General features: G+C 73.0%; 21 protein-coding genes. 12 read left to right on the top strand and 9 right to left on the bottom strand.

The features are described 5' to 3' along the window. Positions 1-303: 303 nt before the first annotated feature. The 4 genes from QSK22_RS27690 to QSK22_RS27705 form a co-directional block, all read right to left on the bottom strand. Positions 304-1539, bottom strand: coding sequence for an ABC transporter permease (locus QSK22_RS27690; RefSeq protein WP_285497347.1), 1236 nt, complete (start codon positions 1537-1539; stop codon positions 304-306). A 13-nt stretch (positions 1540-1552) separates the two neighbouring features. Beyond that, positions 1553-2302 carry an ABC transporter ATP-binding protein gene (locus QSK22_RS27695; protein WP_285497348.1) on the bottom strand — a complete coding sequence of 250 codons (750 nt, stop codon included), beginning with the start codon at positions 2300-2302 and terminating at the stop codon, positions 1553-1555. Then, positions 2299-3384 (bottom strand): peptidoglycan-binding protein, encoded by a 1086-nt coding sequence (locus QSK22_RS27700; protein WP_285497349.1) that lies wholly within the window; start codon positions 3382-3384, stop codon positions 2299-2301. The genes QSK22_RS27695 and QSK22_RS27700 overlap by 4 nt, the downstream gene beginning before the upstream one ends. 95 nt (positions 3385-3479) lie before the next feature. Continuing rightward, positions 3480-4004: a hypothetical protein gene (locus QSK22_RS27705; RefSeq protein WP_285497350.1), complete on the bottom strand. Its 525-nt coding sequence runs from the start codon at positions 4002-4004 to the stop codon at positions 3480-3482. Between the two features lie 125 nt (positions 4005-4129). Here QSK22_RS27705 and QSK22_RS27710 point away from each other — a divergent pair, with 125 nt between their 5' ends. Further along, positions 4130-4804 carry a response regulator transcription factor gene (locus QSK22_RS27710; RefSeq protein ID WP_285497351.1) on the top strand — a complete coding sequence of 225 codons (675 nt, stop codon included), beginning with the start codon at positions 4130-4132 and terminating at the stop codon, positions 4802-4804. After that, the gene (locus tag QSK22_RS27715; protein ID WP_285497352.1) at positions 4791-5897 is read left to right on the top strand and encodes a sensor histidine kinase; all 1107 of its coding nucleotides are present in this window, start codon (positions 4791-4793) and stop codon (positions 5895-5897) included. The genes QSK22_RS27710 and QSK22_RS27715 overlap by 14 nt, the downstream gene beginning before the upstream one ends. A gap of 217 nt (positions 5898-6114) precedes the next feature. Here the strand turns inward: QSK22_RS27715 and QSK22_RS27720 are convergent, their stop codons facing one another. Next, positions 6115-6816: an HAD family hydrolase gene (locus QSK22_RS27720; protein ID WP_285497353.1), complete on the bottom strand. Its 702-nt coding sequence runs from the start codon at positions 6814-6816 to the stop codon at positions 6115-6117. A 125-nt stretch (positions 6817-6941) separates the two neighbouring features. Here QSK22_RS27720 and QSK22_RS27725 point away from each other — a divergent pair, with 125 nt between their 5' ends. After that, positions 6942-7148, top strand: a complete 207-nt coding sequence (locus QSK22_RS27725) for a hypothetical protein (protein WP_285497354.1) — start codon at positions 6942-6944, stop codon at positions 7146-7148. 503 nt (positions 7149-7651) lie between these two features. Here QSK22_RS27725 and QSK22_RS27730 read toward each other — a convergent pair. Both QSK22_RS27730 and QSK22_RS27735 read right to left on the bottom strand, forming a co-directional pair. Then, the gene (locus tag QSK22_RS27730) at positions 7652-8578 is read right to left on the bottom strand and encodes a restriction endonuclease (RefSeq protein ID WP_285497355.1); all 927 of its coding nucleotides are present in this window, start codon (positions 8576-8578) and stop codon (positions 7652-7654) included. Between the two features lie 220 nt (positions 8579-8798). Further along, positions 8799-9191, bottom strand: coding sequence for a hypothetical protein (locus QSK22_RS27735; RefSeq protein WP_285497356.1), 393 nt, complete (start codon positions 9189-9191; stop codon positions 8799-8801). A 351-nt stretch (positions 9192-9542) separates the two neighbouring features. On the opposite strand from QSK22_RS27735, the gene QSK22_RS27740 reads away from it, so the two are divergent. The 8 genes from QSK22_RS27740 to QSK22_RS27775 all read left to right on the top strand — a co-directional run bounded on the left by QSK22_RS27740 (position 9543) and on the right by QSK22_RS27775 (position 17066). Then, a complete protein-coding gene (locus QSK22_RS27740) occupies positions 9543-11120 on the top strand; it encodes an ABC transporter substrate-binding protein (protein WP_285497357.1) in 1578 nt (525 codons plus the stop codon). Between the two features lie 3 nt (positions 11121-11123). Beyond that, complete coding sequence (locus QSK22_RS27745; protein ID WP_285497358.1) at positions 11124-12053, top strand: ABC transporter permease; 930 nt, start codon at positions 11124-11126, stop codon at positions 12051-12053. A gap of 3 nt (positions 12054-12056) precedes the next feature. After that, complete coding sequence (locus tag QSK22_RS27750; RefSeq protein WP_285497359.1) at positions 12057-12989, top strand: ABC transporter permease; 933 nt, start codon at positions 12057-12059, stop codon at positions 12987-12989. Positions 12990-13139: 150 nt separating this feature from the next. Then, a complete protein-coding gene (locus tag QSK22_RS27755) occupies positions 13140-13808 on the top strand; it encodes an ATP-binding cassette domain-containing protein (RefSeq protein ID WP_285497360.1) in 669 nt (222 codons plus the stop codon). Next, positions 13805-14626 carry an ATP-binding cassette domain-containing protein gene (locus QSK22_RS27760; protein ID WP_285497362.1) on the top strand — a complete coding sequence of 274 codons (822 nt, stop codon included), beginning with the start codon at positions 13805-13807 and terminating at the stop codon, positions 14624-14626. The genes QSK22_RS27755 and QSK22_RS27760 overlap by 4 nt, the downstream gene beginning before the upstream one ends. A 3-nt stretch (positions 14627-14629) precedes the next feature. After that, positions 14630-15733, top strand: a complete 1104-nt coding sequence (locus tag QSK22_RS27765) for a sialidase family protein (RefSeq protein ID WP_285497363.1) — start codon at positions 14630-14632, stop codon at positions 15731-15733. A gap of 146 nt (positions 15734-15879) precedes the next feature. Then, the gene (locus QSK22_RS27770; RefSeq protein WP_285497364.1) at positions 15880-16197 is read left to right on the top strand and encodes a PadR family transcriptional regulator; all 318 of its coding nucleotides are present in this window, start codon (positions 15880-15882) and stop codon (positions 16195-16197) included. Next, on the top strand, positions 16194-17066 hold the full coding sequence (locus QSK22_RS27775; protein WP_285497365.1) for a hypothetical protein: 873 nt from the start codon (positions 16194-16196) through the stop codon (positions 17064-17066). The genes QSK22_RS27770 and QSK22_RS27775 overlap by 4 nt, the downstream gene beginning before the upstream one ends. A gap of 153 nt (positions 17067-17219) precedes the next feature. Here the strand turns inward: QSK22_RS27775 and QSK22_RS27780 are convergent, their stop codons facing one another. Together QSK22_RS27780 and QSK22_RS27785 are read right to left on the bottom strand one after the other, a co-directional pair. Beyond that, positions 17220-17669: an iron chaperone gene (locus QSK22_RS27780; protein WP_285497366.1), complete on the bottom strand. Its 450-nt coding sequence runs from the start codon at positions 17667-17669 to the stop codon at positions 17220-17222. Positions 17670-17843: 174 nt separating this feature from the next. Next, complete coding sequence (locus QSK22_RS27785) at positions 17844-18263, bottom strand: pyridoxamine 5'-phosphate oxidase family protein (RefSeq protein WP_352231493.1); 420 nt, start codon at positions 18261-18263, stop codon at positions 17844-17846. A gap of 137 nt (positions 18264-18400) precedes the next feature. Here QSK22_RS27785 and QSK22_RS27790 point away from each other — a divergent pair, with 137 nt between their 5' ends. Continuing rightward, positions 18401-21184 carry an ATP-binding protein gene (locus QSK22_RS27790; RefSeq protein ID WP_285497368.1) on the top strand — a complete coding sequence of 928 codons (2784 nt, stop codon included), beginning with the start codon at positions 18401-18403 and terminating at the stop codon, positions 21182-21184. Position 21185: the final 1 nt, after the last annotated feature.

Consider the following 21185-nt stretch of genomic DNA (forward strand, 5'->3'; position numbering starts at 1 on the left):
GCGGGTTGCGGGCGCGGTCGTGGGCGGACGGGCACGGGATGCCATCGCGGGTCAGGCCCTCGGCGATGGCGAACAGGCCCTTCTCGATGGAGTCCTCGAGGCCGAGGAACTCGCGGAAGATGCGTTGCGCCCCCTGTCGGTGGTGATCTCCACCCGGACCGGTGCCTGGTCCAGCCTCCCGACATCCGTGCAAAGGGCGCGGGGCGCGCGGGGCGCGCCCGGCGGCCGGGTGGAGATCACCATGACGACCAGGGCGGGACGGGCATCGGTGTCCGTCGTCGACACCGGCCCCGTCTCCACCCTTCAGGTCGTGCGCAGGGCCTCGGTTGGGGAGAGGCGGGCGGCGCGAAGGGCGGGCAGGAGACCGGCGACGGCGCCGATGAGGACGGCCGAGCCTATGCCGCCCACCCACGCCTGGACGGGAATGACGATGGTCCAGCCCCGCAGACCGGCGTACACCGCCGTCGCGGCAGCACCCGCCACCACGCCCGCGGCGCCGCCGAGTACCGACAGCAGGATCGCCTCCGCCAGGAACTGCGTGCGGATCTGGTTCCGGGTGGCGCCGAGCGCGCGGCGCAGGCCGATTTCCGAGCGGCGCTCCAAGACGGAGATGATCATGATGTTGGCCACGCCGACCGCCCCCACCACCAGGGCGACCACGCCGAGTCCCAGGAACAGGCTGTTGAAGGCCCCCTGCGCGGCGGCGCGGGCGGTGAGCGCGTCGGAGGGCTGGCTCACGTTGACCTCGTTCGGCGCCTCCGGGTTCGCGGTTTGCGCAAGCACCCGCTGCACTGCCTCCACCTTGGCGGTCTCGGACCGTACGTAGAGGGTGCTGGGCGGGCCGTCCACGGGTTCGCCGCGGACCATGGCGATGTGGCCGAGGTAGCGCCGTGCGGCCGGGTATCCGACCAGGGCGCTGGAGTCGATGTCCGGTGCGAGTGTCGCCGGGGTGAGGATCCCGGCGACGTAGAACCACTGCCCGCCCAGCCACACGCGCTGCCCCGGGCGGACGCGGTCGATGCCCAGCCGCCGCGCGGCCGTCGCGCCGAGCACGACGGCGGGCTGTGTCGCAGTGGCCTCGTTCAGCCAGCGGCCGTGAGCGACCGAGGCCCCCGCGACCTGCGGCAGGTTCAGGCTCGCCGCCTGCACCTTCAGCCCGTTGGTGTTGATCGCGGGAATGAGCGGGCTGCGGTACACCATGGCGTTCTCGACGGTGCCGGTGTGCGCCACCTCCTCCACGGCGCCGAGCCGCGCGACGCGGGCGGGCGCGGCGACCGGCATGACCGCCCGCTCCTGGGTGAAGCTCTGGCCGGCGCTGGCGGTCAGCAGGTTCGTGCCGAGCCGGTCGATCTCGGCAAGCAGCCCGGCCTGCGACGACGCCGACAGCCCGAGGACCGCGACGATCGCCGTGGTGCCGATGGCGATGCCGAGCGCGGACAGCAGGGCGCGCAGCGGCCGGGCGCGCAGCCCGGTGCCCGCCACCCGGAGCTGGTCCCGCAGGCTCAGCCGCGCGGGGACGGGTTGGGACGGATCCGGCATGTGATGCGGCATGTCAGTCCGCCTCTCCCGGTGCCGCGGCGGCCCCGGCGGGGACGGCGGGGCCGTCGTCGGCGACGATCCGGCCGTCGCGCACCTGCACCCGGCGGGGCAGCTGCGCGGCCAGGTCGCCGTCGTGCGTGATCATGACGATGGTGGCGCCCTCGTCGTTCAGCTCCCGCAGCAGGTCGAGGATCGAGGCGCCGGTGGCGCTGTCGAGGTTGCCGGTCGGCTCGTCGGCGAGGACGATCGCCGGGCGGCCCACCAGCGCGCGGGCGATCGCCACCCGCTGGCGTTCGCCTCCGGACATGGCCCCGGGGCGGAAGTCGCGGCGGTGCGCGAGCCCCACGCGGTCGAGGGCCTCGGCGGCGCGGCGCCGCCGCTCACCGGCCTCCACGCCCGCGTACAGCAGACCGTCCGCGACGTTCTCCAGGGCCGTGGAGTGCGCGGCCAGGAAGAACTGCTGGAAGACGAACCCGATGCGGCGGGCGCGCAGGGCCGCGAGTCCGCGGTCGTCCAGCCCGGCCGTGTCGACGCCGTCGATCCGGACCAGCCCGGTCGTGGGCCGCTCCAGCGTGCCCATGACGTGCAGGAGGGTCGTCTTCCCCGAGCCCGACGGCCCGACGACGGCGACCAGCTCGCCGTGCCGGACGGTGAGGCTCACGCCGCGCAGCGCGGGCACGGGCGACTGTCCCCCGTAGGTCTTGGTGACGGCGTCGAGCTGGAGCGCCGGAGGCCGGTCGTGCAGGTCGTGCGTCGTGCTCATGAGGCGGGCACCACCACTCGGTCGCCCACCGACAGGGCCCCGGACACCTGCACGAGGCCGTCGCCGCTGTCGAACATGCCGAGCGTCACGGGGACCAGGCGACGCTTGCGGGCGTCCGCCGGGTCTGCCACCTCGACGGCGTAGCCGCCGCCGTCCCTGCCGAGCAGCGCGGTGACCGGGACGACCAGGGCCTTCGCGACCTTGTCGGTGGTGATCTCCACCCTGACCGGTGCCTGGTCCAGCGTCCCCGCGTCCTTGGGACGGGTGAGCTCGATGGACACCGGGATCGTGGAGCCGGAGGAGTCCTTCTCCTCGTCGACGGGCTTGGCGACCGTCCCGATGCGGCTCACCCGGCCTGGGGTCGTTTTGTTGTCCGGGAGGGTGATCTGGACGCGGTCCCCCGCCTTGACGTGGGTCTGCTGAGCGGGGTCCAGTTCCACCGTCACCTGGCGCCCGGTCGAGGTGGCCTGGGCGACCTGGGCTCCCGGCGCCGCCGGCGCCCCGGTCTTGGCCATCGTCTTCGACACCCGAATCGGGCCGGGGAGGAACACCGCGTCCCCCAGGGCCAGTTCGCCGGTCTCGGCGGCGCCCAGATCGTCCTGGAGTGCGGCGACCGCCTCCGCCGTCTCCCACCCGTAGTAGTCGGAGTCGGGGTCGATCTCGGTCTTCTCGGCGTAGCCGAGCCTCACGAGGTTGGCGTTGAGATCGCGCACCTCGCGCCCTTTGGCGCCCACCGACAGGGCGCGGTAGACGGGGGTTTTGCCGCAGATCAGTACGACCGGCTTCTCGTCCACCCGGTAGAGGGTCCTGCCGCAGCCGATCTCCTTGCCCTCGCCCGGGAGGCGGGTGTAGACGCCCTTGGCCTGGTTGACGACGGTGTACGGGGTGCCGTCGCCCTGGGCCGCGTACGAGAGCGTCCCGCTCCGCGTCACCCGCGTGGACAGCGGCGCCTCCCGGACGGGGACCAGGGTGGTGCCATCGGTGGAGGTTGCGGGCGGGGTGTCCTCGCCGCCGAACGGGCCCGCGACGGCGGCGCCCGCCGCGGTCAGCAGCGCCAGGACTCCCGCACCGGCGAGGACCATCCACCGTCTGCGCCCCCGCGGCCTACGGCGTTCCGTGGCCGGCGGCGCGGGGTCGGTGCCGGCGGCGGTGTGCGGAGTCCGATCGACCATCGCGCTCATCCCCCGGCTCCCGCAGGCCGCAGCGACCGGCACTTCTGCTCGGCCGCCTTGAACTGGGGCGACTCGGGGTCCAGGTCACCGATGTCGAGTCGGCCGTTCTGGGGGTCGGGGAACTGCGACAGTCCGTTCTGGCGCATGCACTGGGCGTACTTGAGCATCTTGGCCTGCGCGTCCGGGTCCTGCCGTCCGCCGGAATGCCAGCCCGGCGGACGCACCGACTCACACGCCTTCTCCGCGGCCTTGAACTCGGGTGTCTCGGGGTTGACCTTCCCCCTCGGCATGAGGAACTTCGTCCCGTCGATGGGGTCGGGCCAGTCGGGGACGCCGTTGCGGCGCATGCACCGGGCGTACGCCAGGTACCGGTCGTCGGCCTTGGCGGTGGACCGCCCGCCGCCGCTGGCCGCCGTACCAGTCCCGCCGGACGAGGCGTCCGACCCGCCGCAGGCCGCGAGCCCCGGCAGCAATATCGACAGCGCCGCCAGCGGCAGCACCAGAGCCCGTCCCGGTCTCGTCGCGGACATCACCTGATCTCCTTCGCGTCGGTGGACGGCTGATGGCGACCAGTTCTACGCGGCGGGCGGTCACACCGCGGTCAGAGCGGCTGTGACCGGGCTGTGACCGCGCCGTTGGTTACCTTGGGGTTGCGATGAGAGTGCTGGTGGTTGAGGACCACGCCGAACTCGCGGCGTCCGTGGCGAGGGTCCTGCGCCGGGAGGGGATGGCCGTCGACGTCGCCCATGACGGCACGGCGGCGCTCGAGCGGACGTCCGTGGTGGAGTACGACGTCGTCGTGCTCGACCGGGACCTGCCCGTCGTCCACGGTGACGACGTGTGCCGGTCGCTGGTGAGCCGGACCCGCCGCACCCGCGTGCTGATGCTGACCGCGTCCGGCACGGTCGCCGACCGCGTGTCCGGGCTGAGCATGGGCGCCGACGACTACCTGCCCAAACCGTTCGCCTACGCCGAGCTGGTGGCCCGGATCCGGGCCCTGGGACGCCGCGCCCAGCCCGCGCTGCCGCCCGTCCTGGAGCGCGGCGACCTGCGGCTGGACCCGGCTCAGCGGATCGCGACCCGGGCGGGGATGCGGCTGGCGCTGAGCCCGAAGGAGTTCGCGGTCCTGGAGTACCTGCTCGGCGCGGACGGGCGTGCCGTGCCCGCCGAGGAGCTGCTGGAACGGGTGTGGGACGAGGCCGCCGACCCGTTCACCACCACCGTCAAGGCGACGGTGAACCGGCTGCGGGCCAAGCTCGGCCCGCCCCCGGTGATCGAGACCATCCCGCAGGGCGGCTACCGGATCGGTGACGACCGTGCGCCTTCCTGACGCCTTCCGCACCGTGCGGATGCGCCTCACCGCCCTGTACGGCGGACTGTTCATGATCTCCGGTACGTTGCTCCTGGCGCTCAACTTCTGGCTGTTCAGCCGTTCCAAGGTCGGACTGGTGGTCATCACCGACCACGGCAACCCGCGGCAGTTCCGCGAGCTGCTGCGGGCCGGCCGGGACGCACAGCTGCGGGAGCTTCTGCTCCAGTCCGGCACCGCCCTGGCGGTCATGGTGGTGGTCTCGATCGCGCTGGGGTGGCTGGTCGCCGGGCGCGTGCTGCGCCCGCTGCGCACGATGACCGCCACCATCCAGCGGATCTCCGCCAGCAACGTGCACGAGCGGCTCGCCTTCGCCGGGCCCCGTGACGAGTTGAAGGACCTCGCCGACACCGTCGACGGCCTGCTCGAACGGCTGGCGGCCGCCCTCGACGCGCACAAGCGCTTCGTCGCCAACGCCGCGCACGAGCTGCGGACGCCGCTCACCCTGGAGCGCGCGCTGCTGGAGGAGACCCTCACCGACCGGGAGGCGACCCTGCACTCGTACCGGGCGACCTCGGAGCGGCTGCTGGAGATCAGCCGGGACCAGGGGTCGCTGCTGGAGGCTTTGCTCACGCTGACCGGCAGCGAACGCGGCCTCGACCGCCGGGACCCCTTCGACCTGGCCGACCTCGCCCGCCGGGCCGTCGAGGCGACCCGCACCGAGGCGGACGGGCGCGGCATCCGCGTCCACACCCGGATCGAGCCCGCGGCGTCCACGGGCCACCTCGCGCTGGCCGCCCGCCTGGTCGCCAACCTCGTCGAGAACGCCGTCCACCACAACGTGCCCGGCGGCCGCGTGGAGGTCGCCACGGAGACCAGGGCGGGTCGGGCGTCGGTCTCCGTCGTCAACACCGGTCCCGTCATCCCGCCGGACCAGGTGGACCGGCTTTTCGAGCCCTTCCAGCGTCTCGGTGGACGCTCCTCGCACGGCAACGGCCACCACGGCCTCGGCCTGTCGATCGTCCGCGCCATAGCCACGGCCCACGACGCCACCCTCACCGCCCACGCCCTCCCCGACGGCGGCCTCCTTGTAGAAGTCGCGTTCCCCACCTGAACCGTGAGCCGAACAGCGGGCACTTGAGGTGGATCCGCTCGCCCTCCGTGCCGAGCGTCCTCCCCGAGCAAGCGGGGGTGTTTCGGCAGGCGGTCGGCCCGGACGGGACGGTGTCGCCGTCCTCCCTGCGCGAGCGGGGGGTTCCGTGCTCCGCAACGTGTCAGTGAGCTGGAGCAGAAGGTCAGGTTTCCCCTGCGCGAGCGGGGGTGCTCCGGCGTCAGGAGTCGCTGATCGTCAGGACCACCTGGACGACGGCGTCGGTGTCGGTCAGGTCGGGCAGCACCAGTTCGGCCCCCGCTGCTCGCAGCGCCGCCTCGTCGCTGGCGCCCGTCGCTACCGCCACGACCCGAGAGCCGCCCTCGTGCCCGGCCCGCACGTCGTTAGGGGTGTCTCCGATCAGGACGGTCGTGGCGGCGTCGAACGTCTCACCGTACTTACGGGCCGCGCGCTGCTGGGCGAGCTTCACCAACGGCGGTCGCTCAGCATCATCCAGGCCATACGACCCGATGTCGAAATCCATGAAGGGCGCCAGCTCGAAAGCGGCCAGTTTGTACAAGGCGATTTCCTTCATGTTGCCGGTCAGCACGGACTGGATCACGTCCGATTGATCGGCGAGCGCCCGCAACGCCGCCCGCGCCCCTGGCAGGACACGGCCGCGCGCCCTGATGTCTTCCTGGCGCACGGAAAAGGCCTCCGCCAGCATGCGCGCGAACCGGGCCATGATCTCGGCTGTCGGCTCGAGGCCGTGCAGTCGCAGCGTGTCCGCCATGATTGCGCGGTCCGTACGGCCTGCCATGTCCGCCAACCGCTCCAACGGGTGGCCGGTGACCTCGCGGAACACCTCCCCATAGATCTCACCGCTCAGTTGCCTGACGCTGACGAGCGTGTGATCGATGTCCCAGAGCACAAGCGTTCGCACGGACGCATGGTAGGCGACGCCCTCGCGAAGGTGGCCTCGCCCAAAAGCCCCCGACACGCCAACGGCCGACACTGAAGCTGATCTTCCACGTGTGACCGTGCACAGCCCCAACGCATCCTCGGCGTGTGCAAGCACTGGCGGTGCAGGAGGAGGCACGTGGCCTGGCGATCCTCGGCGACACAGCCGGCACCGACCGCGGGTTCGACGAAGCGCGTGAGCTGATCGCGCAGGCCGCCGCGCATCCTGAGGACGAACCGCCATGGATTCACCTCTTCGACCCCGACATGCTCACCATGCAGCACGGGCTCGCCTACCAGTACCTGGGCGGATAAAGAGGCGGTCGAGCTGCTGACGGCTGGACTCGACGGGCTGCCGGCCGAGGTGCGTCACGCCGTATGGGTGCTGTACTTCCGCCCTGATCAGGCGCGGTCTCTGCGAGCACTGCACGAGGATGCCGCAGCCGAATGAGTCATAGAGGAGGTCGCCGACCGCGCCGAGCGTCTCGGCGCGGCGGGGCTCGCCCGTCAGGCGGCGGCACTGCGCTGACACGGCGACGCCCCGCCGCAAGCATCGCGAAGAGCGTCGCCGCGATCCGTCATCAGCCGGTGTATCCGTGGGACCACACGCGGCACCGTGCACGTTGCCGGCGTTCCCCGACCCGGTCGCACGTCCGCGATACCGACGCTCGGCTACTGGCCACCGGCAGCCGGCCGACCGAGCAGGTCCGCGCTTTCGATCAACGATCCACCAGCACAATGACGAAACATCAGACGGTGCGACCGGCGCAGCCGGGCGGATGGGAAACAGCCGGGTCGCGGGCTTTTCGTAGCCTGGCTCATCCGTTGGTGAAGAAGTCTTCGTCGATCTTCTTGATCGTCACAGTCTGGGCTTCCTGGACGCCGCAGTCGTAGGCGACCATGAGCTCACCGAGGCGGCGACCGTCGATCAGGATAATTCGGGATGGCACCTTTTCGGCAAAGTCGATGGCGCCCGGCGAGAAGCGCGTGGTGGCGATGAAGATGCCCCTGGAGGCTTGGGCTCCTTGGAGCGCGCCGGCGAACGCCTGCACGTCGGGGCGGTGGACGGTCCGGTCGGCGGCGTAGCGCTTGGCCTGGACGTAGACGACATCCAGGCCGAGGGGGTCTTGGCGGATCAGTCCGTCCATGCCCTCGTCGCCGGGACCGCCGAGGTGACGTACCTCGCCTTCCGGGCCGCCGTAGCCCATCCGGGTCAGCAGCTTCAGAACGCAGTGTTCCAAGAAGTCCGGAGGTGCTTGCCGGAGCCGTTCCACCAGTTCGTCGGCCAGTGCGGTGTGGGCTTCGGCGACGAGTTGCGGAATGAGCTCCAATGGTGGCGCGTCGGCCGAGGACATGTCCGATTCGGCTGTCTGCCCGTTGGCCGGCTTGCCGGACCTGCGGCGTCGCACTCGGAACTCGCGGTACTCGGCGAACTGGTTCAGCACTTTCATGTCCAACCGGTCCGGGTACTCCGCCAAGACCTTCTGCCCGCGTACGGTGATGCGGGTGACGCCCCGGCGAGGCCGCTCCAACAGCCCGGCCTGTGCCATGTGGGTTACGGACCAGGCGATCCGGTTGTTGAACAGCTTCTGCCCGCCCGACGGCAGCATCTCCGCCCGCTCGTCCGCACTGAGCTCGAAGTGATCGGCCATCGCCGCGACCACCGCCGCCGACTCGTGATCAGCACCGTCGGCATGAAGCTCCAGGACAGGTCGCATCAGGGTCTGGAAGTCGGGGATCGGCACGGCACTCCTTCGGCGAGAGAACCTCCGCGATCAGGACAGCATCCTTCATTCTCGAGCCTCAGACCAGCGATCGGGCCGGGGTTGCCGCAATCGTCACCCACTTCCCAGCAAGTGCGGCAGGCCGGTCACCCGTGGGCAACTGCTCCCAGGCGGAGCGAGACGACATAAGGTGGTTCGCACCTTTCTCACCACTGTCTTCTATATCGCTACTTGTGCACGGTTACGTGCCGATCGTGTTGCCATATGGGGCACCGATGGAGGTGCCGGGGCATGTGCGAATGGTTGTGATCGCTTCCTCGGTCGTCGGCATGCGGGCCGACACGGCGTCGACGTGGTAGCGCTGCGGCGGCACCAGTTCCGCCGGCACCCGCGGGGGCGCCGCCGCGGATCCTGCCCGGCGCGGCGAGATCGGTGCCGCGCGCCAGGTCGAGCGGGTGGTACGACCAGTCGAGCTGCACCGGTCGGCCGCCGTGCCGAAGCAGGCGGCGGCGCAACAGGACCGGTTCGCCGGCCTCCAGCCCGAACGCTCTGCGACCTCCACCACTTCGTAGCAGTGGCCGCCCGGCGTCGGCGCGAGGTAGGTCTCGGCTTCCACCCGGTCGCGGACGAACACGCCCTTGCCCTGTCGACTGGTCGCTCGCGAAAAGCATCATGGCGACGCCGCACACGTCCGGCTGGGTGCGTGGTTTGGACGGTGAGGTTGCGTGTTGTGCGCGGGCGGTGGGGGTGTCCGGTGGGACGCAGAGGGGGGCGAGTCGGGGGCCCTGGATGAGCTGGGCGGGCAGGTGGACGGTGTTCACGGGTGAAATCAGTCTGCGCGAAACGCGCGAGGGGTATTGCGTGAATCGCGCAATCGTGCCATGGTGACCGACACCACAGCACATCCCACCCCTAGGGCGTGAAACGCCTGGTGGCAGTGCCGGACAGCGTCGACCGGCCTGCCCTCGACGTCGTGAGGTCTTCGATGAGCCGACTTCCTCCCAGCCCGGTGCTCAGCCGCCGCGCGATGCTCCGTCTCGGCGCCGGTGCGGGCGCGGGCCTGGCCCTCGGTCCGCTGACCGCCGCCTGCGCGGGGCCGACCGGGGCGCCCGGGCCGGGCACCATCTCGCTCGGGCTGAACCGGTCGCTGGTCAGCCTGGACAACAAGCTCAACCAGTTCGACGCGGCGGTCACCGTGCAGCGGGCCGTCCGGCAGGCGCTGACCAGCATCGGCACCGATCTCAAGCCGCGGCTGGTGCTGGCCGACCGGTTCGAGCTGACCCGGCCCACCGAGTGGACGGTGCGGCTGCGGCAGGGTGTGCGCTACTCGGACGGCACACCGGTCACGGTCGAGGACGTCGCCACGGCGCTGACGATGTACCAGCAGGTCAACGGCTCGTACATCATGGGGCTGTTCCCCGAGGTACCGACGGTCGAGAAGATCGACGACCGGACGTTCAAGCTGCACACCAAGGTGCCCGTGGCCACGCTGGACTACCTGATGGCCAACATCCTGATCACTCCGGCGGCGGCCAACCGGCCGCAGGAGCTGAGCAGCGGGGTCGGGACGGGGCCGTACCTGGTCACCGCGGCGGACGGCGGTTCCGGGGAGTACTCGCTGGCCGCCAACCGCGCGTACTGGGGGCCGCGGCCCCGCGTCGAGCGGGTGCGGGTGCGGTTCGTGCCCGAGGAGGCCGGCCGGGTCGTGGCGATCCGGTCGGGCGAGCTGGACGTCATCGACTCGATCTCCCCCGACTCGGCCGAGCAGCTGGCGGGCCTGCCCGGCGTGCGCATCGAGCGGATCGCCGGCACCCGCATCAACCAGCTGTTCTACAACTTCCGCAAGCCGCGCGGGCACCCGCTGGCCGACGCCCGGGTGCGCGAGGCCCTCACCTACGCCATCGACGGCAAGGCGCTGGCCGACGACGTCATGACCGGGTCGGTGGAGCAGGCCGAAGGCGTCGTGCCGCCCGCGCTGCAAGGGGCGGTCAAGGTCGGCCGGTACGTCCACGACCCGGCGCGCGCCCGGCGGATGCTGGACGCGCTGGGCGTCCGCGACCTGCCCATCACGATCATTTGGGAGTCGGGCGAGTTCCCCGCCGACACCTCGGTGATGGAGGCCGTCGTGGAGATGCTGCGCGACGTCGGCGTCCGGCCGAGCCTGCGGCAGTTCGAGCCCGGCGGCGACATCCTGCAGTGGCGGCAGGGCAGGCGGGGCGACTGGGACGTGCTCGGCAACGGCTTCGGCAACCAGACCGGGCTCGCGCTGACGTCGCTGCAGGGCATGTTCGGCGGGACGCCCGAGAAGGAGCGCACCCGCGACACCTACCAGGGCTACGTCTTCCCCGAGATCGCGGCGAAGCTGGCCGAGGCGTCGAGCGAGACCGATCCGCACAAGCGCGACCGGATACTCGCCGACGCGCAGAAGGCCATCTGGGCGACCTGGCCGTGCCTGTGGGCGTTCGTGCCGAAGGCGGTGCTGGCCCGGCGGGTGCGGGTGCGCGACCTGGCGCTGGCGCCGACCAACTCCTACGACCTCGCCTCCGTGCGGCTGGAGGGCTGAGCGATGCTGCGTTATCTGGCGCGCCGTGTCGGGCAGAGCGTGCTGACCGTCTTCCTGACGGTCTCCACGGTGTTCGTGCTGATCCGGATGGCGCCCGGCGACCCGGCGGCGGCGATGGCCGGGCCCAATCCGTCCACCGAGGACCTGAACCGGATCCGCGAGCAGCTCGGGCTGACCGAGTCGCTGCCCGCCCAGTACTGGATCTTCATCAAGGACCTGCTCGGCGGCGACCTCGGCACCAGCTACGCGTTCCGGGCGCCGGCGCTGGACGTGGTGCTCGACCGGGTCCCCTACACCGTCACCCTGGCGATCTCGGCGATCGCGGTGACGACGGTGCTGGCGGTGCCGCTCGGCGTGTGGATGGCCCGCCGCGCCGACACCAAGCGGGAGCTCGGCGCGAGCATCATGACGATCGCCGGGCAGTCCATGCCGGACTTCTGGATCGGCGTGATGCTGCTGACGATGTTCGCCGTGGTGGTCCCGGTGCTGCCCGCGTCCGGCTTCACCACCTGGGGCGGGCTGGTGCTGCCGACGGTGACGGTCGCGACGCTGCAGCTGGCGCTGATCTCCCGGCTGGTGCGGCGCGAGATGGCGGCGGCGCTGGCGTCCCCCTACGTCACCGTGGCCCGCTCGCGCGGGGTGTCGGAACGGGCGCTGACCTGGCGCTATGCGATGCGCAATTCGGCCATCCCGGTGCTCACGGCGCTCGGCACCCGGTTCGCCGCGCTGCTGAACGGCGTGGTCGTCGTCGAGGTGGTGTTCGGCTGGCCCGGGGTCGGGTCGCTGGTGGTGCGGGCGCTGGAGACCCGCGACTACCCGCTCATCCAGGCGACCGTGCTGGTGACCGCCAGCCTGGCGATCCTCGTCCAGCTGTTGATCGACCTGTGCTACCCGCTGCTGGATCCGCGGGTGCGACTCGGAAAGGCGGCCTGAGCCATGAGCATCGCTGCTGAAGGCGCGCCGGGCGCCGGGGCCCGGCCCGAACCGCGGCCCAGCGCCGTCACGCCCCGGCTGATGGCGAAGGCCACCGCGACCCGGCGGCGCCGCGCCGCCCGGCTGAAGCTGTGGATCGGCTCGGCGTGCACGCTGGTCGTGGTGGTGCCGATCGTCCTGGCCGGCGTCCTGCCGCTGCCCGGCCCCAACGAGCAGGACCTGTCGAAGCGGCGGCTGCCCCCGCTGACCGACGGGCACCTGTTCGGCACCGACCAGCTCGGCCGGGACCTGCTGTCGCGGGTGCTGCACGGCGGGCAGGTGTCGCTGTCGATCGGGCTGCTGGCCGTGCTGGTGTCGGGGATCATCGGGATCGTCGCGGGCGCCGCGGCCGGCTACTACGGGCGCTGGGTCGACACGGTCGTCTCCCGGCTGCTGGAGGCCCAGCTGTCGCTGCCGCTGCTGATGATGCTGCTGCTCGTGGTCGCGCTGTTCGGACCGTCGGTCACCGTCATCACCTGCGTGATCGCGGTCGCGCAGTGGCCCGAGGTGGCCCGGCTGACCCGCTCCCTGGTGCTGGTCGAACGGGAGAAACCGTACGTGGCGGCCGCCCAGGTGCTCGGTTTGCGCAAGTTCGCCATCCTCATCCGGCACATCATCCCCAACATCGTCCGGCAGGCCACGCTCGTGGTGCTGCTGCTGCTCGCGCAGGCGGTGCTGCTGGAGAGCGCGCTGAGCTACCTGGGCGCCGGGCCACAGCGGCCCTTCGCCACCTGGGGGCGCATCATCTCCGACGGCCAGGACTACATCACCACCTCCTGGTGGCTGGTCACGCTGCCCGGCCTGGTGATCGCGCTGCTGGTCATCGGCGTCAACCTGGTGGGCGACGGCCTGCGCGACCGCACCCGCCGCCGCACCCGGACGGAGGCCGACCGATGAGCAGACTGCTGGAGGTCGAGGACCTGCGGGTCGAGCTGATCACCGACCACGGCGTGGTGCGCGCGGTGGACGGCGTCTCCTTCACCATCGACCGCGGCGAGACCGTGACGATTCATCGGGGAGTCCGGGTCGGGCAAGTCCACCACCGCGATGGGCATCCTGCGGCTGCTGCCCGAGGGGCTGGCCGTGCTGTCCGGCAGCGCCCGGATCTCCGGCGTGGACGTGGTGGCCGACCCGAAGGCCGCGGCGAAGGTGCGCGGACGCAGCGTCTCGCTGATCCCGCAGGACCCGATGACCGCGCTCAGCCCCGTGCACACCGTCGCCGCCCAGCTCGGCGAGGCGATCCGGCTGCGCCACCCCGGCCTGTCCAAGGCGCAGGTGCGCGAACGCGGCGTCGAGCTGCTGCGGCAGGTGCGGATCCGCGACCCCGAGAAGCGGTGGAAGGCCTACCCGCACCAGATGTCGGGCGGCATGCTGCAACGCGTCCTCATCGCGATCGCGCTGGCCGCCGAGCCGGGCCTGCTGGTGGCCGACGAGCCCACCTCGGCGCTGGACGTCACCGTCCAGGCGGGCATCCTCGACCTGCTGCTGGAACTGCAGGAACGCACCGGCGTCGGCATCTGGATGATCACCCACGACCTGGGCGTGGCCCGCCTGGTGTCCGACCGCATCCACGTCATGCGCGGCGGCCGGTTCGTCGAGTCCGGACCGGTGGAGCAGATCGTGGACGCCCCGTCCGAGCAGTACACCCGCGACCTGCTGGCCGCCGTGCCCGCGCTGGGGCCGTGGGACGAGACCGTCACCGAGGAGGGCCCATGAGCGGGGAGCCGCTGCTGTCCGTCCAGGACCTGGTCGTGGAGTACCCGGTGCGCGGCGGGACGTTCCGCGCGGTCGACGGGGTCGGCTTCGACGTGCCGCGCGGCGGGTCGCTGGCGATCGTGGGCGAGTCCGGCTGCGGCAAGTCGACCACCGCCCGCTCGATCGTCCGGCTGCTCAAGCCGACGTCGGGGCGGATCCTGCTGGACGGCGTCGACCTGGCGGCGCTGCCGGAGAAGCGGCTGCGGCCGCTGCGCCGCCGGGTCCAGATGATCTTCCAGGACCCGTACGGGTCGCTGGACCCGCATCTGACCGCCGAGCAGATCGTCGCCGAGCCGCTGCGGCTGGCCGGGGTGCGCGACAAGGCCGAGCGGTCGCGGCGGGCCGCCGAGCTGCTCGACCGGGTGGGGCTGCCGTCCAGCGCGCTGCACCGGCGGCCCGCCGAGTTCTCCGGCGGGCAGCGCCAGCGCATCGGCATCGCCCGCGCCCTGGCCGGCGGCCCCGACCTGCTGGTGTGCGACGAGGCCACCTCCGCGCTGGACGTGTCGGTGCAGGCCCAGGTGCTGGACCTGCTGCGCGACCTGCAGGCGGAGACCGGCCTGACCTACATCGTCATCTCGCACAACCTCGGCGTCGTCCGCGAGATCAGCTCGCGGGTCGTGGTGATGAAGGAAGGAAGGATCGTGGAGGAGGGACCGACCGACGCCGTGCTGTCCGCCCCGTCCCACCCGTACACCCGCGCGCTGCGCCGGGCCGCCCTCGACCCGGCGACGATGCAGGGCCGCAAGCCCCGCGCGATCGTCTCGTCCCTGCGGAGCTGAGCCATGACCTTCGACGAGCGGTGGGAGACGTTCCTGCCCGCCCCGGCCGTGCAGAACCACGCCGCCAACCTGACCGTCCTGCCGTCCGGCGAGGTGGCGTGCGTGTGGTTCGGCGGCACCCAGGAGGGCATTCCGGACATCTCCGTCTGGTTCTCCCGGCTGTCCGGCTCCACCTGGAGCGAGCCCGTCCGGCTGTCGGACGACCCGGAGCGCTCGGAGCAGAATCCGCTGCTGTTCCCCACGCCGTCCGGCGACCTGTGGCTGCTGTACACGGCGCAGCGCTTCGGCGACCAGGACACCGCGGAGGTGCGAGTGCGGGTCTCCGCGGACGGCGGCGCCACCTGGTCGCCGCCGCGCACGCTGTTCCCGGCGGGCGAGGCCGGCGGGGTGTTCATCCGGCAGCCGGTGGAGGTGCTGCCGTCCGGCCGCTGGCTGCTGCCGATCTTCCGCTGCCCCCGCACGCCGGGCGCCAAGTGGGTCGGCGACCACGACACCAGCAGCGTGATGATCAGCGATGACGGGGGCGGTTCGTGGCGCGAGCGGCCGGTGCCGTCCAGCACGGGGCTGGTGCACATGAACGTCCACCGGCTGCCGGACGGCCGTCTGCTGGCGCTGTTTCGCAGCCGCTGGGCGGACTGGATCCACGCGTCCTGGTCGAGCGACGACGGGGAGACCTGGAGCGCGCCCGTCCCCACGGAACTGCCGAACAACAACTCGTCCATCCAGTACGTCCCGCTGCGGGACGGCCGTCTCGCCCTCGTCTACAACCACAGCAGCGCGGCGGAGGCGACCGGCCGCCGCGACTCGCTCTACGACGAGATCGACGACGGCAGCGGCGATGCGGCCGCGCAGCCGCCGGCCCGGGCCTTCTGGGGCGCCCCCCGCGCCCCGATGACGCTGGCCTTCTCGTCGGACGGCGGCCGCACCTGGCCGGACCGGCACGACCTGGAAGTGGGCGACGGGTACTGCCTGACCAACAATTCCCGCGACGGGCTGAACCGAGAACTGTCGTACCCGACCATCCGGCAGACCCCTGACGGCACGCTCCACATCGCCTACACCCACCACCGGAAGGCCATCAAGTACCTGCAGATCCCCCAGCCTTGATGACCTCCGCCTGCGTGCCCGGCCGCGGCACCGGGCACGCAGGCGGCGTCCACTGCGAAGTGATCCGGATCACTCGCTCATATATCGCGGGACGATGTATCGAATAGTGATATATCGTCCCGGGTATGGTCAGACGATCGACAGTGATGAGCGAGCCCACGTACTTCGTGCTGGCCGCGCTGCTCGACGGCCCGCTGCACGGGTACGGGATCATCAAGCGGGCTGGGGAGCAGTCCGGCGGGCGGGTGCGGCTCGCCGTCGGCACCCTCTACGGCGCGCTCGACCGGCTCGCGGGCGACGGGCTGGTCGCCGTGGACCGCGAGGAGACCGTGCAGGGCCGTCCCCGCCGCTACTACCGGCTCACCGAGGACGGCCGCCTGGCGCTCGCCCGGGAGGCGGCACGCATGGAGCAGGCCGCCCGGGTCGTCACCGCCCGGATGGCGCCGGGCACGGCGGGCGCATGAGCGGGACGTTCACCGAGGGCTGGTACCGGCTCTTCCTGCGGGCCTTCCCGCGCGCCCACCGCGAGGAGTACGGCGCCGAGATCCTCGGCACGCTGATGCACGACGCGCCCCGCCGCGTCCCGTCCCTGCGGGAGACCGCCGGGCTCGTCACGGCGGGCTTCGCCGCCCGGGCCCGCGCGGCCGCCGAGGGGCCTGCGCCGTGGTGGGCCGACGGCACGCAGCTCGGCCTGCTGACGCTCGCCCTGGCGAACCTGGCGTACGGCGTCGGCGACCACGCGTCACCGTGGTGGCTGGCCGCTTCCGCGATGCTGGTGATCGCGCTTCTGCGCGGCTGGGCGTCGGCGGCGCTGCCGTTGGCCCTGGCCGTGGCGTTCTCGACGAGCCGGGCCATGGTCTTCGGAGCCGAGGCGACGCACTGGGCGCCGTTCTTCGGCCCGGCATACCACGACTGGATCTCGCTGGCGCCCTACGGCCTGCTGGCGGTCGGGGCCGTTGTCCTCGCCGCCGCCCGGCCGGGGCGCCTGCGCACCCGGCCATGGTGGTGGCTGGCGATCCCGGCGGCCGCTTTCGTCCTCGTCTACATGCCCGGTGTGCGGGAGTACGGCACGGTCTGGCAGCTGGTCAGGGCGGGCACGGAAGGCGTCCTCCTGCTGGCCGGGGTGTGGGCGACGGCCGTCGCGCGCAGTCCGCGCTGGGCGCTGGCGGCGGCGGTCTACGTCCTGCCGGACATGGCCTACGCACTGCTGACCGGCCTGCCGACGAGCGCGCAGGACGCCGGGTACCGGCTGACCCTCGCCGGCCTCCTGCTGGTCATGACGGCGACCGCGATCAGGCCCGCGGGCAGGGCTCTGAACTCGTCCCCCGGCTGAGCGACACGACCCCCAGGCCACGAACGCCCCTGGCCCCGCGCCGTGCCCCGCGGGGGCGGGCAGTGGCGGCGCGGCATGTTCCGCGGCGGTGAGGGGGGCCGACCCGGCCGCCCCTCACCGCCTCGCACGGGGATCGTCCGTCGAGCGGGCGCGTCAGCCCACCGCGCGCTTGAGGAGGGCGGCGATCCGCTCCTCCACCTCCGGGGTCACCTCGGTCAGGGCGAACGCGGTCGCCCACATCGGTCCGTCGTCGAGCTTGGCCGGGTCGTTGAAGCCGAGCGTGGCGTAGCGCGCCTTGAACTTCGCCGCGGCCTGGAAGAAGCAGACGACCTTGCCGTCCAGCGCGTAGGCGGGCATCCCGTACCACAGCCGCGGCGCGAGGTCCGGGGCGGTGGCGGTGATGACGGCGTGGACGCGCTCGGCCATGATCCGGTCCGAGTCGGGCATCTCGGAGATCTTCTGCAGCACGTCCCGCAGCGCCTCCGCCGCCTTCTCCTCGCGCGAGGCGCGGCGCGCCGCCTTCTTGCGCTCCTGGGCGTGCTCCTTCATCGCGGCCCGCTCTTCGGCGGTGAAACCCTCGTAGCCGCTGTCGGCGCTGCTCATGAAATGTCCTCTTCCTGGTGTTTTGGGCGTTGATAGAGCACCCTATGGTCCTGTGCGTGGGCCGACCGACCCCGGGACGTGCGGTCATGCCGGGCGGCGCGCCCGGCCGGGGCGTCAGCCCAGCCAGACGCCGCCGCGCATCAGCTCGCGGCCGGGCAGCTCGTTGGCCTCGCGTCACGCCTGGACGCGGCGCGGCCGGACGCGGAACCACCGGTACGGCGTGTCCGGCCCGCGCGGGTCGAAGCCGGCGCGCGCGGCGAACCGGTCGCCCCGCTCCGGCGGCAGCGCGCCGATCTCCAGCACCTCGACCCGGCCGTCGATCACCGTCACGTCGCGGGTGTGGCCCAGCCCCAGCCGGACGACCCCGGTCGCGGCGAGGTTCCGGCCGGTCGGGCTGCCGGCCGGCGTGGCCATCAGCAGCGTCTCGCCGTCCCAGTCGAACGACAGCGGCACCAGATGCGGCGCGCCGTCCGGGGCGGCGCTGGCCACCCAGACGTCGGTGTCGTGGGCGAGCCGGTGCTCGGTGTCACGGCGGCGCCGGGTTCGGGGGCGGGGAGCGCCGCCCGCGGATGGGCACTCGGGGGCGGTCGTCATCATCACTCCTGTGGTCGTCGTGCCGCGATCGCCCCGGTCCGTCCCGCCGGGCCCGATCGCCGGAATCACAGCCTCGCCCGTCCGATATGCCGGACGCATCCGTGCCGACCACGGAGAACACCACGGATAATGAGTCGGTGTCCAGGCCAGCGATCTCGGCCCGGGAGGCCGACGTTCTGGCGCTGCTCGGGGAGCACCTCAGCAATGCGGAGATCGCCGCACGGCTGGTCATCTCCGTGCGCACCGTCGAGTCGCACGTCTCCTCGCTCCTGCGCAAGCTCCAACTCCCCGACCGGCGGGCGCTCGCCCGGTACGCGGCCGAGTTCATGCGCGCCGAGCCGGCACCCGCCCTGCCCGCACCGCTGACGACGTTCATCGGCCGGGTGCGGGAGCGCGCCGAACTGGCCGACGCGGTGAAGGCTCACCGGCAGGTCACCGTCGTCGGGCCCGGCGGGGTGGGCAAGACGCGCCTGGCGCTGGCGGTGGCGGCGGACGTGGCGGGCGACTACCCCGACGGGGTGTGGTTCGTCGACCTGGTGCCTGTCACCGAGCCGGGCCGGGTGGGCGCGGCGGTCGCGGCCGCCATGGGCGTGGGCGAGCAGCCCGGCCGCGACATCGACGACGCGGTGCTGGCCGCGCTGGCCGATCGCCGGGCGCTGCTGGTGCTGGACAACTGCGAGCACGTCCGCGACGGGGTGGCGCCGTTCCTGGAGCGGCTGCTCGCCGCCTGCCCGCGGCTGCGGGTGCTGGTGACGAGCCGCGCCCGACTGATGGTGCCGTTCGAGCGGGTCTTCCCCGTCCCGCCGCTGTCGCGGGACGGCGGCGACCGGTCCGAGGCGGTGGCCCTGTTCATGGACCGGGCGGCGGCGGTCGGCTCCCCGCCGGGACCGGCGGCCGGCGACGGCGTCGTGGCCATCTGCGAACGGCTCGGCGGCATGGCGCTGGCGATCGAGCTGGCGGCGGCCCGGTGGGCCACGCTCGGACTGGACGGCCTCCTGGCCGGCCTCGCCGACCCGCTGCGGATCCTCACCGGCGGCCCCCGCGCCGACGACCGGCACCGTTCGGTGCGCGCGGTGCTGGACTGGAGCCACGACCTGCTGGAACCGCGGGACCAGGCGCTGCTGCGCCGGGTGTCGGTGTTCGTCGCGCCGTTCACCCCCGACGCCGCGGCCGACGTCGCCGGATTCGCCCCGCTGAATCCGGCCGCGGTCGTCGACGGGCTCGGCCGGCTCGCCGAGCAGAGCCTGCTCGCCGTCACACCGTCGCAGACCGGAACCCGCTATCACGCGCTGGAGACCGTCCGCCAGTACGGGACGGAGCGGCTCGCCGACGCCGGTGAGCTGACCGACGTCCGCGCCCGGCACCTGGACTGGTGCCTGGCCGCTGCGGCCGCGCTCAACGGGGCCGCGGGCGCGGACTGGCGCGTCCGGTTCGACGCCGCGGCGCAGGACATGCGGGCCGCCCTCACCTGGGCCGCCGACCGGCCGGAGCGGCGCGCGGACGCCCACCGGCTCGCCCTGGCCATGGCCGAGCTGGCCTTCGCCCGCACCCTGCTCGGCGAGGCCCAGCAGCGGTTCGAGCAGGCGGCCCGGCTCGCCGACGCGGCCGAGGCGGCCGAGGCGCTGCGGCACGCCGCCGCGGTGGCCGGGTGCCGCAGCCTCGACGGCGACATGTACCGCCTGCACCGCGCCGCCGCCGACGCCGCCCGCCGGGCCGGTGACCCCGCCGGCGCCGCCCGCGACCTGGCGGCCGCCGCCACCGTCGCCTACCGCTTCTCCACCTCGTTCGCGCGGACTCCCCGCGCGGACGAGGTGGCCGCCATGCTCGCGCAGGCCCGGGAGCTGCGCGGCGACGACCCGGCCGCCGAGGCCGCCGTCGCGCTGGCCGAGGCGGCGGTGGAGGCCGACGCGTTCGGCGCCGTCCAGGGCGCCCCGGACAACACCGCGAAAGAGACGGTCGCGCGCGCCGAACGGGCCGTCGAGCTGGCCCGGCGCACGGGCGACCCGGTGGCGGAGTCCGCCGCGCTCGACGCGCTGTCCGGGGCCCAGAGCTGGGCCGGAGACTCCTTCGCCGCCGCGGCCGCAGCCCGCCGCCGCATCGACATCCTGGCCTCCGCACCGACCGCGCCCGCCGCCACGCATGAGCTGATCGACGCGCTCGCCATGGCCGCCGGAACCGCCGTCGGCGTCGGCGAACTGCAGCAGGCCCGCCGGTGGGGCAGGCGGCTCGCCGACCATCCGCTGCTGGCCGAGGCGGGCCACCACGCCACGTCCTGGCTGCTGGTCGCGGACGCGTTCACCGGCGACGCCGACGAGGCGCTCGCCGTCGGCACGCGGTTCCTCGACGCCTGGGAGCAGAGCGGCCGCCTGCGGTCGCGCTCCATCGGCCCCGCCGCCGCGGCCGTCGCGATGATCCACGGCCTGCGCGGCGACCGCGACGCGCGGGCCCGCTGGCTGGCGATCGTCGACGAGGCCGGCGTCGAAACCGACCACCGCCTCGGCTACGGCGCGGTCTTCGACGCCACGGTCCTGCTCCACCACGGGGACGCCGACGCGGCGTTGGAACGCGTCGCGCCGGCGCCCGACCAGGTGTGGAAGTGGGTGTGCTGGGTCTGGCTGCACTGGTACGCGGCGCTGCGCGCGGAGGCGGCCGTGCTCGGCGGGCACCCGGACGCCCGCGGCCGCATCGCCGCCGCCCGCGCCGTGGTCGCCGGCAACCCCGTCGCGTCCGCCCAGGTGGACCGGGCGGAGGCGGTGCTCGACGGCGACGTGCCGCGCCTGCTCGCCGCCGCCGAGAAGTTCGACGCGGCCGGCTGCCGCTACCAGTCGGCGCGCACGCTGCTGCTGGCCGGAGGCGAGCACGCCGCCGCCGGCGCCGCCGCGCTCGCCGGCCTCGGCCTCGCCCCCATGGCCGTCCGATGAT

Origin of the sequence: Actinomadura sp. NBRC 104425 (genome assembly GCF_030269545.1) — a bacterium.
Classification (GTDB): Bacteria; Actinomycetota; Actinomycetes; order Streptosporangiales; family Streptosporangiaceae; genus Spirillospora; species Spirillospora keratinilytica.